We start from the raw sequence: 13,340 nt of genomic DNA, 5'->3' as shown, positions 1-13,340 counted from the left end.
ATTATTCTTAAAACTTATTTTGGGTCGTAGCCCCACTTAAGATAAATGGAGCCCCAAGTGAATCCACCTCCAAATGCTGCCAACACCAAGTTATCACCTTTCTTCAATTGACTTTCATAGTCCCAAAGGCAAAGTGGAATAGTAGCAGCTGTTGTGTTACCATATTTCTCGATGTTCATCATCACTTTTTCAGATCCGATCCCCATACGATTGGCTGTGGCATTGATGATTCTAAGATTTGCTTGATGCGGCACTAGCCAAGCGATGTCATCACCTGTTAATCCATTTTTCTGCATAATCTCAGCGCTTACGTCAGCCATGTTTGTTACAGCGAATTTGAAGACAGTTGAGCCTTCCTGAAAAGCAAAATGCTCATTCGCATCAAGAGTAGCTTGAGTAGCAGGTCTACGGCTGCCTCCAGCTTTCATGTGAAGATAAGGAGCACCAGAGCCATCAGATTTTAAGATCGCATCTACAATTCCCAAATCTTCTGTGGTAGGCTCAAGCATTACTGCTCCAGCTCCATCACCGAACAGAATACAGGTGGCACGATCAGTATAATCAACGATAGAAGACATCTTATCTGCACCTACTACGATCACTTTTTTATGAGTACCTGTTTGGATAAATTGGCTACCCAACTGAAGGGCAAACAGAAAACCTGAACAGGCAGCACCTACATCAAAACTATAGCTGTTTTTGGCTCCAACTAGATCAGCGATGATATTTCCAGTTGCTGGAAAGGGCATGTCAGGTGTCACTGTGGCACAAATGATCAAATCTACATCTAGGGGATCAATACCAGTTTTCTCCAAAAGGCCTTTTACTGCTTCAGCACCCATAACTGAAGTACCTTGATCTTCGCCTTTTAGGATTCTTCTCTCTTTTATTCCTGTTCTTGAAACTATCCACTCGTCGTTTGTCTCCACGAGTTTTTCAAGTTCTTTGTTCGTCAACTTATATTCCGGAACGTAACCTTGTATTCCGGTGATCATGGCTCTGAGTTTGTCCATTATGCTGGGTTTAAGTTAAGATGATCAATTTAATGTCATCTCAATCTGAATGTTGTGGATGTATTCTATCCTGTAAGGAAGGCAAAAATATTACAATTGTCATTCTCAACCAAAAGAAATCCATCAATGGAAAGTAATACGCTTGATAACAAGGTATTTGAATTGTGCTGAAAACAAAAAAAATCCATTCGCGATCTGCGAATGGATTTCTATTAGATTTAGATGGCGGATTAAGCCAAGATTTCTTTTTCGATGATAACTTGTCCTTTGTAGTACAATTTACCGTCCAACCAGAAAGCTCTGTGTGGTAGGTGCATTTCGCCTGTTGTAGGACATTTTGCCAAACCTGGAGCCTCCAACTTGTAATGAGTTCTTCTTTTATCTCTTCTGGTTTTCGAAATTTTTCGTTTAGGATGTGCCATTTTATGCGTGGTTTATGATTATTCCTTGTTTTTTAACTTTTTTAAAAGATCCCATCTAGGATCAACTGGTTTATTATCTTCTTCAGAATCAGATTCGTCTTCGGAAGATTCAGAATTCTGCCCATCTATATAAGCGTAGATTCCTTCTCCTTCGTACTCTTCGTCATCCATTTCATTTCTGTAATCGGGATGAATCTTTTTTAAAGGCAATGCCAACAAAATAAATTCATATATCAATTGAGCGACGTTGACTTTCGGGGTGTCCCGGGTAATCATGTAAACGTCTTCGTCGATTTCTTTTTCTTCAGCTCCGAACTTGTAAAGCATCTTTTCATGGAAATCTAAAGGCTGTTCAAAAGGCTCTAAACTTCTATCACAAATCAAGGTAACCTTACCTGAGATGTGAAAATCCATTTCAATTACATTAGCTCCGACTTTCATTTTGACCCGTGCGGTCAAATTGCCTTTGTCGACAAGTTCATTGTCTTCGAAGTGTTGGAAGAATGAATCTCCAATTTCGAAGTCAATTTCGTGGATGCCTTCGAGGAACTTAATGACCTCAATATCAAATGTTCTCCAGAATTTCACGATACCTCCTCTCGATTTAAGACCGCAAAAATAGTGAATTATTATAAAAGGATGAAAGAGATTTTGAAATAATCTTTGGTTTATTTCAATAAATCTCTGCTTTTCCTTTTTAATCCTCCGATTCTTGCGGGTTGTGTAGTTGAATAATGTCTGCAGCTAGGAATATTGCAGCTCTCATGGAACCTTCATCGGCGACGTTTTTCCCAGCTATATTGTATGCTGTGCCATGATCTGGCGAGGTTCTTACTACAGGCAAACCTGCGGTGAAGTTTACCCCAGTGCTGAAAGCCATTGATTTAAAAGGCACCAAGCCTTGGTCATGATACATGGCTAGCACCCCATCAAATTTGGTTTGATGCCCCATTCCGAAAAAACCATCAGCAGGGTAGGGACCAAAAACCATTTTGTTTTGGTCCTTAAGCGCATGAATAGCTGGTTTGATGATTTTCTTTTCCTCTTCACCCAAAAGTCCATCTTCACCCGCATGTGGGTTCAGTCCGAGAATTGCAATTTTCGGTTTATTGATGCCAAAGTCTTTTTCGAGGCTTTTAAGCAGGAGATTGGCTTTCTGAATGATTCTTTCCTGAGTCACATTCTCAGCAACTTTTGCCAAAGGCACATGTCCAGTAACTAATCCTACCCGCAATTGCTCAGAAACCATCAGCATCAAACTTTCTTTTGCTCCCACCTCATTAGTGATGAATTCTGTATGCCCGATAAAGTGAAGTTCCTCAGAATTCACGTTGTTTTTATTCAGTGGGGCAGTTACTAAAGCTTGGATCTTTCCTTCCTTCAGATCATTTACCGCCATTTTCAACGTTTCAAGCGCAAATTTTCCTGCTTCCTGTGTTTCCACACCTGGAATTACTTCAGGGCACTCTTCATTTACATTGATTACATTGATACGTTTGTGCTGGATTTCCTCAATACTTCTAATTTGTGCAAAATTGAAATCATCCATTCCTAACTGCTTTCTGTAGAAAGTCAACGCTTTGCCATGGGCATAGATCAGTGGAGTGAATGTCTTATAGGTTCTATTGTCGAGCAAAGCTTTCATAGTGACCTCAGCTCCTATGCCGTTAATGTCGCCGATACTTATTCCGATTATAGGTTTGATCTTTCGTTGATGCATATTGGATGTATGGTGGATTTGCAAAATGGATTGGTAATGCTACCGCAGCTAAGCTAGTCCTTTAGAATTATTGTCTTAATTTTAGGCTGCAATTTATAAAAAATTATCAGAGCTAACCGATGGAAAAGGTCAAAGCCAAGAAACACTTGGGACAACATTTTTTGACCGATTTGAGTATTGCGGAGCAAATAGCTCAAGCGGTCAAAGGACATCATGACGTAACCAAAGTCCTTGAAATTGGGCCTGGTATGGGGGTGTTGACGGATTTCCTTTTGAAGGAAAAATTGGAATTATACCTTATTGATATCGATAAGGAATCTATCGCCTACCTGCATAAAAAATATCCTGATTTGGGAGAAAAAATTATCGAAGGGGACTTTCTGAAAATGGACTTATCAGAGTCATTTAAAGATAAGTTCGCGATAGCAGGCAACTTTCCGTACAATATTTCTTCACAGATTTTCTTCAAAGTACTTGAAGTCAAAGATCAGGTGACGGAAGTGGTGTGTATGTTGCAAAAAGAAGTAGCAGAGCGGATTGCCTCTCCAAAAGGGAACAAAGACTATGGGATATTGTCTGTGCTTTTGCAGGCCTATTATGATATAGAGTATCTATTTACTGTGCCTCCACATGTATTTGATCCTCCTCCCAAAGTCAATTCAGGGGTCATTCGCTTGACGCGGAATCTCACTGAAACGTTGGATTGCAATGAGAAGCTCTTTAAGCAAGTTGTTAAAGCTGGTTTTGGTAATCGCAGGAAGACGCTTCGGAATTGCATGAAGCCATTTAATCTCCCGGCTGAATTCAATTCAAATCCTATTTTGGATCTACGCGCTGAGCAACTCGACGTGGCTGATTTCATTTTTCTAACCCAAACTATCGAAGCTTCCCGTGGAAATCATTAAGCAGTTTGAACTTTCGAAAGAATACCTAGAAAGTCTCCGTCAGGCGATTGAAGCAGAAGACTTAACCTTTATCCATGAATCTTTGGATGGAGTAAATGTGGCAGATATCGCTGCGCTCCTCGATGAGCTATCGATGGAGGAATCCATTTATGTGCTTCGGGTTTTGGACGCGCAGTTGGCAGCAGATATTATCATTGAGCTGGAGGCTACTAATCAGCATAGAGTTTTGAAGGAACTCGATGTGCCAGAGATGGCGAATTTGATTGAGCTGATGGACTCCGATGATGGTGCTGATATTTTGAATCTCTTCCTAGAAAGAGAAAGAGAAGATATTATCAGCCATTTTGAGGATAAAGTAAAATCAGACCAGATACTTGAGCTTCTTCGCTACGATGAAGACACCGCGGGTGGTATTATGGCTAAGGAATACATTCGAGCGAATAAAAACTGGAATGTGGTGCAGACGATCAATGAGATTCGTCGTCAAGCAGAAAATGTAAGTAAGATTTACTCCATTTTCGTAGTGAACAATAGACAGCAATTAATGGGAATCGTATCTCTTAAGCGTATTGTTTTGGCTTCAGATGAGACCAAGATCGAGGATATCTATGAAGAAGAAGTGATCTCTGTACCGACCTATATGGATCAAGAGGAAGTAGCAGAGGTCATGAGAAAGTATGATTTGGAATCACTTCCTGTTGTGAATAGTAAGAATAAGTTGGTCGGGAGAATTACCGTAGATGATATTCTGGATGTAATCAGAGAGGAAGCCGAAGAGGATATTCAGGCAATGACTGGTATTTCGGATACTGTCGATGAATATGACAGTGTTATCAAACTCTCCAAAGCCAGACTTCCTTGGTTGTTGATTGGTATTTGTGGGGGACTACTTGGAGCTGGATTCATTGGCTTTTTCGAAGAAGGACTTAGTAAGGTGACTGCGTTAGCATTTTTTATCCCGCTAATCACCGCGACCGGAGGAAATGTAGGAATCCAAACTTCTTCTATCGTTGTTCAATCTCTTGCCAGTAAATCTATTTTCGACGATTCTATGGCGAAGAGGTTTTTGAAAGTGCTTTTAGTTGCTGTTTTAAATGGTTTGATCTTGGCCACTTTCGTCTTTGGGGTGGTTGTTTTGTTTTATAAAACAGATGTGTCATTTGCCTTAGTGGTTTCAATTGCCCTGTTTTCAGTAGTGCTGCTTGCCTCATTTATGGGGACAATCACGCCGATCATACTTGATAAAATTGGAATAAACCCTGCTTTGGCATCAGGCCCATTTATCACCACAGCAAATGATCTAATCGGCCTCGCGGTGTACTTTTTAGTAGCGATGTCATTATTACATATTTAATTCCTTCAAAAAAATGAAGATTCTTATAATCGACGAAATGCACGAAAGTATCATGCCGCTACTTCAGAAAGAAGGACATGAAGTCGTGTATGCTCCGGAAATTACACGAGAGGAAATTGTAGCAACCGTCGCTGAATATGATGGATTGATCATTAGATCAAAAACTCCCATGGATCGGGAGCTACTTGAGCGAGCCACGAGGTTGAAATTCATCGCTAGAGCAGGAGCGGGGTTAGACAAGATTGACTTGGACTACATGGCTGAAAAGGATATTAAGCTTTTTCACGCTGCCAAAGGAAATCGGGATGCAGTCGCAGAACATGCTGTAGGGATGCTGCTAGCCCTTTTTAATAATCTCGAAAATGCTGACCAGCAAGTTAGAAAGGGTATTTGGGATCGGGAAGGTAATCGCGGTCATGAGCTGATGGGCAAGACCGTGGGGATCATGGGATTTGGAAATATGGGCAAGTCATTTGCTCACAGACTTAGAGGATTTAAAGTAGATATACTTGCCTATGATAAGTACAAGTTGGACTTTGCAGATGACTTCGTCCAGGAAGTGATGTGGGAGAAGCTGAAAGCTGAAGCAGATATCTTGAGTATACATGTGCCGCTCACGCCTGAGACCAAAGATTTTTTCACCTTGAAAGAGTTAAAGAGTTTTGCCAAACCGTTTTGGTTGATCAACACGGCTAGGGGCGAAGTGGTTAGTTTCAAAACCTTAAATGAAGCTTTGGATCTGGGTATATTGAGAGGAGCATTGCTTGATGTTTTGGAAAATGAAAAGTTTCAGAAATTCAGTCCAGACCAAAAAGCAGAATTTGAGAAGTTGGCGGCGAGGGATAATGTGTTATTTAGTCCACATGTAGCCGGTTGGACTTTTGAATCCTATGAAAAGATTAATAAAGTTTTGGCCAAAAGGATTAAAAAGGCCTTTAAGTCCTGATAATTGGGCTTTTGAAAGAATCTGGGCAGAAAGCATGCTTTGCTTTGTTTCAAAGGTTTTGCTATCTTTGCTGATCAAATACAAGCTAATAATAAGGTAACGGTCCCGTCTTGCGACCGTTACTTTGTTTTTGTAGCTTATAACAGAGTTGAATATGGGAGAAATACAATATTATACAGAAGAGGGCCTGAAAAGATTGAAGGACGAACTTCAAATGCTTAAAACTAAAGGGAGAACTGATATCTCTCTTCAGATCGCTGAAGCGAGAGATAAAGGTGACCTAAGTGAAAATGCAGAATATGATGCGGCGAAAGATGCCCAAGGTCACTTGGAACTTAAAATCGCAAAATTGGAAGCTGTTGTAGGGAATGCTAGAGTGCTAGATAGCTCTCAGCTGGATACTTCGAAAGTTGGAATTTTGACTACAGTGAAGATCAAAAACGTAAAAAATGGAATGACTGTCAGCTATACCTTAGTTTCTGAGCAAGAAGCTGATTTGAAAGCAGGCAAGATTTCTTTAGGTTCTCCTTTTGGAAAAGGATTAGTAGGAAAAAAGGTAGGAGATATCGCTGAAGTAAAAGCTCCAGCAGGTACTCTTCAATTCGAAATATTAGATATTACATTCTAACTAAATCCCGGCTTAGGTCGGGATTTTTATTTTTAAGATTATGGCATCAATTTTCACCAAAATCATCAACCGTGAAATCCCTGGTCACATTGTAGCAGAGGATGAGAATTACATAGCTTTTTTAGATATCATGCCTTTGGTAAAAGGTCATGTATTGGTAGTTCCCAAGCAGGAAGTAGATTACATTTTTGATTTAGAGCCTGAAGTGATCTCTGGCTTACATCTTTTTGCGCAGCAGGTAGCCAAAGCCATGGATAAAACGATCAAGTGCACTAGAATTGGAGTAGCTGTGATTGGTTTAGAAGTTCCGCACGTTCATGTGCACCTTGTGCCTCTTAGGACCATGGATGATATCAATTTCACGCGTCCTAAGTTGAAGCTAACCAATGAAGAGTTAGCGGAGATTGCTGAGCGTATTCGGGAAGCGGTTTAGTTTATAGTCCTTGTGATAAGTCGCAGTTTGCAGTGATCAGTATTTAGTGTTCACTGCTATTGAAAACTGAGACTGATCACTTTATATTTCAGTAATCTCATACCTAGGCGTTCCTCCTTTTTTGCTCGCTACGAAAGCTCCTAATTTACAAGCAAAATCCAGCACTTGATCTAGTGGCTGCTTTTCCAAATAGGTCTTGATAAAGCCACTGAGAAAGGCATCTCCTGCACCTATGGTGTCAGCGACTTGCACCTTGTATCCCTCATGTGTGATGATCTTTCCCTTATTATAAATCATCGCACCTTTTGATCCTTGAGTGACGCAGATGAGATCCATGGGGTAATGCTGGTCTAAATGAGCACAAACGCTATTTACGCCAGAATCTATATTGAAGTAGTCAGCAAAAATCTCCAATTCATCCTCGTTGATTTTTAGAATATCTGTAAAACCTAAAAGTGTCTCGATTATCTCAAAATCATAGAATGGAGGTCGGAGATTTGCATCAAAAATGCGGATTGTCTTATGGTGAAGCAATCTAAGTAGCGTGGTCAAACTTTCAGAATTCCGAACACCTAATGTTCCAAATACGAAAGCATCTGCAGAAGCAACAGCTTTGTCAATTTCTGGATTCCAGTGAATAAAATCCCAAGCAACTGGTGAGACTATAGTGTACTTGATGTTCTCAGGATCGTCGTCATTGACTAAAACTTTTGATGTTTCCTGTTCCTGATTTATTTGGATAAATTCTACAGGGAGGTCGAACGTATGTAAAAACGCTAACAGGTTCTGTCCATCAGCATCATTTCCTATGGAGGAGATTAATCTTGAATTCAGCCCAAGCTGATGGAGATTAAGCGTGACATTCATAGGCGCGCCACCAGGCACAGGACCTGAAGGCAAACAGTCCCAAAGCATTTCTCCGAATATGACTACGTTATGCGGCATTGGTATTATGTAAGTCTTGTTGAATTTCTTCTAAGGATCGGCCCTTTGTCTCTGGCATTTTGAATTTCACCCAAAGTAATTGCCAAACCATCATCAAAGCGAAGAATGCAAAGATGTATCCAGGGCCAAATTGATTGGCAAAATAGGGGAAGATATTTGCTATCAAAGCTGCCAAAATCCAATGTGTGAAACAACCGATGGATTGCCCATAGGCGCGTAATTCATTTGGAAAAACCTCAGATATAAATACCCAAATAACAGCGCCTTGTCCTACTGCATGTGAAGTAATGAATGCAAAGACAAATATTGGTAGCCAGAAATTGTCAATGCCACCGACAAGGAAATTATAGGCCATCAGCGATAGCGAAATGATATAGCCAAACGAACCTATATACATTAGTTTTTTCCTGCCAATTCTATCAATCAGGTAAAGCCCAACGAATGTGGCAAGCAGGTTGACTACGCCTATTCCTATGGTGGAAAAGAGAGCTGATTCCGTAGAAATTCCCGCCATTTCAAATACTCGTGGCGCAAAATAAATGATCGCATTGATACCGGAAACCTGATTGAAGAATGCAATGAAAATAGCGAGCATTGTTGTCGAGATAAATGCCTTGCTAAACAGTGCAGAGAAGCTGCCTTTTTCTTTGATGGATTGTTCTTCAATAATTGCCAATCGGATTGCTTCATCAACTCCCTCAGGATCGGTTCGTGTCAGAATTTCCCGTGCCTTAATTTGGTCGTTGAACTTAGCGATCAACCACCTTGGACTTTCTGGGATTCTAAAAATCATCGCAGTATAAATCAGCGCAGGAACCGCTTCCATTCCTAGCATCCATCTCCAGTCATTTGCTATTCCCGCTGTTCCAATCAGGTAATTGGATAAATAGGCCATCAGGATACCAAAAACGATGTTGAATTGATAGAGAGCCACTAGCAGTCCTCTATTTTTTGCTGGAGCAATTTCGGAAATATACATAGGCGCTACTACTGATGAGGCACCCACTCCCAATCCTCCAATGAACCTAAAAAACATAAATGAAATTTCATCGGGAGCCATTCCTGAACCCACTGCAGAGATTAGATATAATGCTCCAATCCAAAGCAGACTCTTTTTTCTTCCAAATTTGTCAGCAGGGACTCCTCCGAACAGAGCGCCAATTACAGTTCCGTAAAGTGCCATTGCGATCGCTAGACCATGCATTAAGTCATTGAGCTTCCAAACGTCTTGAATTGCCCGCTCTGCTCCTGAGATTACAGCAGTATCAAAGCCAAATAAAAAGCCGCCCAATGCGGCAGTGATAGACAGGAAGAAAGCATATTGTTTGGAGGACATGGGATCTGTTGGGTTATTATTAATTTGCTAATCTAGAGAGAAGCAGAATAAATCAAAACTATGTGGTTCTAAATCCGGAATCATCTTATTCAGGAAGCCGTATTTACTTAATTTTTTTGCCAAATAATATTTTGTTTTCCATTTAATAGCGAAAGTGAAGCACTTTTTTAATTGCTATATTTGTAACCAGAGTTCCAGAAAGCGGAGAAGCTTACTGACTCATAAAAAAGAATACTGTATTAAGCTAAATAACCTCCATGACTACCATTCCTGAGAGCTATAAACCCAAAAATCACATTAGAATTGTTACTGCTGCCTCGCTATTTGATGGCCATGACGCTGCAATTAATATCATGCGCCGGATTATACAGTCGACAGGCTGTGAGGTAATTCACCTTGGTCACAATAGATCGGTGCAGGAAATCGTGGATTGTGCGATCCAAGAAGATGTGCAGGCAATTGCGATCACTTCTTACCAGGGCGGACACGTGGAGTTTTTTAAATACATGTATGATTTGCTTCGCGAAAAAGGAGCAGGGCATGTGAAGATCTTTGGTGGAGGGGGAGGAACTATACTTCCTGAGGAAATCAAGGAACTTCAGGATTATGGTATCAACAGGATTTACGCGCCAGATGATGGACGTTCCATGGGATTGCAGGGAATGATCAATGACTTGGTAAGTCAATGTGATTTTGCAATTGGAGATGAGCTTCCGGAAGGGTTTGTACTTGGAGTTGATAATAAAGAGCATGTAGCAAGGGCGATTTCTGCTTTTGAAAATTTCCCTGAAAACTCTACCCAACTTTTAGAAACAGTAAGAGAGCAAAGTAAAGAATGTAAAACGCCTGTTTTGGGAATCACGGGTACTGGTGGTGCAGGAAAGTCTTCACTGGTGGATGAATTGGTACGGAGATTCATTATGGATTTTGAAGATAAAACGCTGGCTATCATATCTGTTGATCCATCTAAGCGAAAAACAGGTGGAGCTCTGCTTGGCGATAGAATTCGTATGAATGCGATTCATCACCCACGGGTATATATGCGCTCTTTGGCTACTCGCCAATCTAATCTTGCACTATCACGCTACGTGCAAGATGCTGTAGATACGGTGAAAGCTGCTGGGTTTGATATGGTGATTTTGGAGACTTCGGGAATTGGCCAATCAGATACCGAGATCATTGAGCATTCCGATCTTTCACTCTATGTGATGACTCCAGAATATGGAGCAGCATCTCAATTGGAAAAAATCGATATGCTCGATTTTGCTGATGTGATTGCGTTGAATAAGTTTGATAAACGAGGGGCTTTAGACGCCATTCGTGATGTAAAAAAACAGTTTAAGCGCAATCATAATCTCTGGGAAGCCAAAGACGAGGATCTTCCAGTTTTTGGTACGATTGCTTCCCAATTCAACGATCCTGGAATGAATCAGCTGTATCGCACGTTGATTTCTAAGATCGCTGAAAAGCATCCGAAAATGCAAAGTGATTTTGAGCTTACAGCAGGGAGCTCTGAGAAGATATATATTATTCCTCCAGCTAGAACTCGCTATCTATCCGAAATTTCAGAAATCAATAGAAATTATGATGTCTGGGTAGAAGAACAGAAAGAAATTGCACAAAAACTTTACAGCATAAGGAAGTCAATAGAAGCTATACAGAACACCAACGTGGAGGATAAGGATCGTTTGATCAAAGAACTTCAGGAAGTATATGCGCAGGTAGAATTGGAGTTTGATCCGAAAAACAAAAAATGGTTAGAGGATTGGTCTTCTGAGTCGGCAAAGTATTCGGAGGATTTTTATGTGTTCAAGGTTCGTGATAAGGAAATTAAGATTAAAACCTTCTCTACTTCTTTGTCTGAGACTAGAATCCCAAAAATTTCTTTGCCGAAATATGAAGCTTGGGGTGATATTCTGAAATGGGGATTACGAGAAAATGTCCCTGGCAAGTTTCCTTACACTGCTGGAGTTTTCCCATTCAAACGGGAAGGTGAAGACCCTACGAGAATGTTTGCTGGAGAGGGAGGACCTGAGCGTACAAATAAACGCTTCCATTATGTATCAAAGGATATGGATGCTAAGCGACTTTCAACAGCTTTTGACTCGGTGACGCTTTATGGTGAAGATCCCGATCACCGTCCGGATATTTATGGTAAAATAGGAAATTCGGGAGTTAGTGTTTGCTGTTTGGATGATGCTAAGAAGCTTTACTCTGGCTTTAATCTAGTAGACCCAATGACCTCTGTGTCAATGACTATTAATGGTCCCGCTGCTACTATGACAGCATTTTTTATGAATGCTGCCATCGATCAGCAATGTGAGGTTTATATCAAGGAGAATGGTCTTGAAAAAGAGATTGATGAGAAAATTAGTCAGATCTATAAAGATAAAAACCTTCCTAGACCAAGCTATAATGGGAAAGTCCCGGAGGGAAACAATGGCTTAGGTTTGATGCTTTTGGGTGTGACCGGTGATCAGGTTTTGCCTGCTGATGTCTATCAAAAAATCAAAGCTAATACGATAGCTAAGGTAAGAGGGACAGTACAGGCTGATATTCTGAAGGAAGATCAGGCACAAAATACCTGTATTTTTTCAACAGAATTTTCCTTGCGATTGATGGGAGATGTGCAGCAATACTTCATCGAGCAGAGTATCCGCAACTTCTATTCGGTATCTATTTCCGGATATCATATTGCCGAAGCAGGGGCTAATCCTATTACCCAGTTGGCCTTAACACTTTCTAACGGTTTCACTTATGTGGAGTATTATGTGAGCCGAGGTATGGATATCAACCAGTTTGCTCCAAATCTTTCCTTCTTTTTCTCCAATGGAATCGATCCTGAATATGCGGTAATCGGTAGAGTTGCACGTCGTGTTTGGGCGAAAGCAATGAAGCTAAAGTACGGAGCAAATGAACGCTCTCAGATGTTGAAGTACCATATTCAGACTTCTGGTCGCTCGCTACATGCGCAGGAAATTGACTTCAATGATATCCGTACTACACTTCAGGCCTTGTACGCGATTTATGATAATTGCAACTCTTTGCATACCAATGCCTATGATGAAGCGATCACCACGCCTACTGAAGCATCAGTTCGTAGAGCAATGGCTATTCAATTGATTATCAATAAGGAATTGGGGCTAGCTAAAAATGAAAATCCTATTCAAGGTTCCTTTATCATAGAGGAGTTGACAGACTTAGTAGAGGAAGCAGTTTATGTTGAGTTTGATAGAATCACCGAGCGAGGAGGAGTGCTAGGAGCAATGGAGACTATGTATCAGCGAGGGAAAATTCAGGAAGAAAGTATGCATTATGAAATGCTGAAGCACACGGGAGAATATCCTATTATAGGAGTAAATACATTCCTTTCTTCAGATGGCTCCCCAACAGTAACTCCCGGGGAGGTGATCAGAGCTGAGAAAAATGAAAAAGAGGCTCAGATCAAGACCTTGGAAACCTTACATGCTGCCAATCCTGAGCTGGTAACTAAGCATTTGCAGAAACTGAAGAAAGTCTCTGTAAACAATGAGAATATATTCGAGGAACTAATGGAAGCTGCAAAGTATTGTTCACTTGGACAGATTACGCATGCACTTTACGAAGTAGGTGGGCAGTATCGCCGAAATATGTAATCT

General features: G+C 40.8%; 12 protein-coding genes. 6 read left to right on the top strand and 6 right to left on the bottom strand.

The features are described from left to right. Positions 1 to 14 precede the first annotated feature (14 nt). From AACZ87_RS05725 to pdxA, 4 genes are all read right to left on the bottom strand, one after another. The gene (locus AACZ87_RS05725; RefSeq protein ID WP_339865703.1) at positions 15 to 1,013 is read right to left on the bottom strand and encodes a beta-ketoacyl-ACP synthase III; all 999 of its coding nucleotides are present in this window, start codon (positions 1,011 to 1,013) and stop codon (positions 15 to 17) included. A gap of 230 nt (positions 1,014 to 1,243) precedes the next feature. Next, a complete protein-coding gene (gene rpmF / locus AACZ87_RS05720) occupies positions 1,244 to 1,435 on the bottom strand; it encodes a 50S ribosomal protein L32 (protein WP_057938136.1) in 192 nt (63 codons plus the stop codon). Positions 1,436 to 1,453: 18 nt separating this feature from the next. Beyond that, positions 1,454 to 2,023, bottom strand: a complete 570-nt coding sequence (locus AACZ87_RS05715; RefSeq protein ID WP_339865701.1) for a DUF177 domain-containing protein — start codon at positions 2,021 to 2,023, stop codon at positions 1,454 to 1,456. Positions 2,024 to 2,132: 109 nt separating this feature from the next. Continuing rightward, positions 2,133 to 3,155: a 4-hydroxythreonine-4-phosphate dehydrogenase PdxA gene (gene pdxA, locus AACZ87_RS05710; RefSeq protein ID WP_339865700.1), complete on the bottom strand. Its 1,023-nt coding sequence runs from the start codon at positions 3,153 to 3,155 to the stop codon at positions 2,133 to 2,135. Positions 3,156 to 3,274: 119 nt separating this feature from the next. On the opposite strand from pdxA, the gene rsmA reads away from it, so the two are divergent. The 5 genes from rsmA to AACZ87_RS05685 all read left to right on the top strand — a co-directional run bounded on the left by rsmA (position 3,275) and on the right by AACZ87_RS05685 (position 7,421). Then, on the top strand, positions 3,275 to 4,060 hold the full coding sequence (gene rsmA, locus AACZ87_RS05705; RefSeq protein WP_339865698.1) for a 16S rRNA (adenine(1518)-N(6)/adenine(1519)-N(6))-dimethyltransferase RsmA: 786 nt from the start codon (positions 3,275 to 3,277) through the stop codon (positions 4,058 to 4,060). Next, complete coding sequence (gene mgtE / locus AACZ87_RS05700; protein WP_339865697.1) at positions 4,047 to 5,414, top strand: magnesium transporter; 1,368 nt, start codon at positions 4,047 to 4,049, stop codon at positions 5,412 to 5,414. Before rsmA ends, mgtE begins: the two co-directional genes overlap by 14 nt. A gap of 13 nt (positions 5,415 to 5,427) precedes the next feature. After that, positions 5,428 to 6,360, top strand: coding sequence for a 2-hydroxyacid dehydrogenase (locus AACZ87_RS05695; RefSeq protein ID WP_339865695.1), 933 nt, complete (start codon positions 5,428 to 5,430; stop codon positions 6,358 to 6,360). Positions 6,361 to 6,514: 154 nt separating this feature from the next. Continuing rightward, complete coding sequence (greA, locus tag AACZ87_RS05690; protein WP_111611179.1) at positions 6,515 to 6,988, top strand: transcription elongation factor GreA; 474 nt, start codon at positions 6,515 to 6,517, stop codon at positions 6,986 to 6,988. Positions 6,989 to 7,028: 40 nt separating this feature from the next. Then, positions 7,029 to 7,421, top strand: coding sequence for an HIT family protein (locus tag AACZ87_RS05685; RefSeq protein ID WP_339865692.1), 393 nt, complete (start codon positions 7,029 to 7,031; stop codon positions 7,419 to 7,421). An 81-nt stretch (positions 7,422 to 7,502) separates the two neighbouring features. Here AACZ87_RS05685 and AACZ87_RS05680 read toward each other — a convergent pair whose 3' ends face one another. After that, the gene (locus AACZ87_RS05680; RefSeq protein WP_339865690.1) at positions 7,503 to 8,366 is read right to left on the bottom strand and encodes a carbohydrate kinase; all 864 of its coding nucleotides are present in this window, start codon (positions 8,364 to 8,366) and stop codon (positions 7,503 to 7,505) included. Further along, complete coding sequence (locus tag AACZ87_RS05675; RefSeq protein ID WP_339865688.1) at positions 8,356 to 9,702, bottom strand: sugar porter family MFS transporter; 1,347 nt, start codon at positions 9,700 to 9,702, stop codon at positions 8,356 to 8,358. The genes AACZ87_RS05680 and AACZ87_RS05675 overlap by 11 nt, the downstream gene beginning before the upstream one ends. Positions 9,703 to 9,959: 257 nt before the next feature. On the opposite strand from AACZ87_RS05675, the gene AACZ87_RS05670 reads away from it, so the two are divergent. Next, positions 9,960 to 13,337, top strand: coding sequence for a methylmalonyl-CoA mutase family protein (locus AACZ87_RS05670; RefSeq protein ID WP_339865686.1), 3,378 nt, complete (start codon positions 9,960 to 9,962; stop codon positions 13,335 to 13,337). The last annotated feature ends 3 nt before the right edge of the window (positions 13,338 to 13,340 follow it).

Source organism: uncultured Algoriphagus sp. (genome assembly GCF_963974365.1).
Classification (GTDB): Bacteria; Bacteroidota; Bacteroidia; order Cytophagales; family Cyclobacteriaceae; genus Algoriphagus.
Note: the sequence above shows the minus strand (reverse complement) of the source record. Positions and strands in the feature narration are given on the sequence as shown.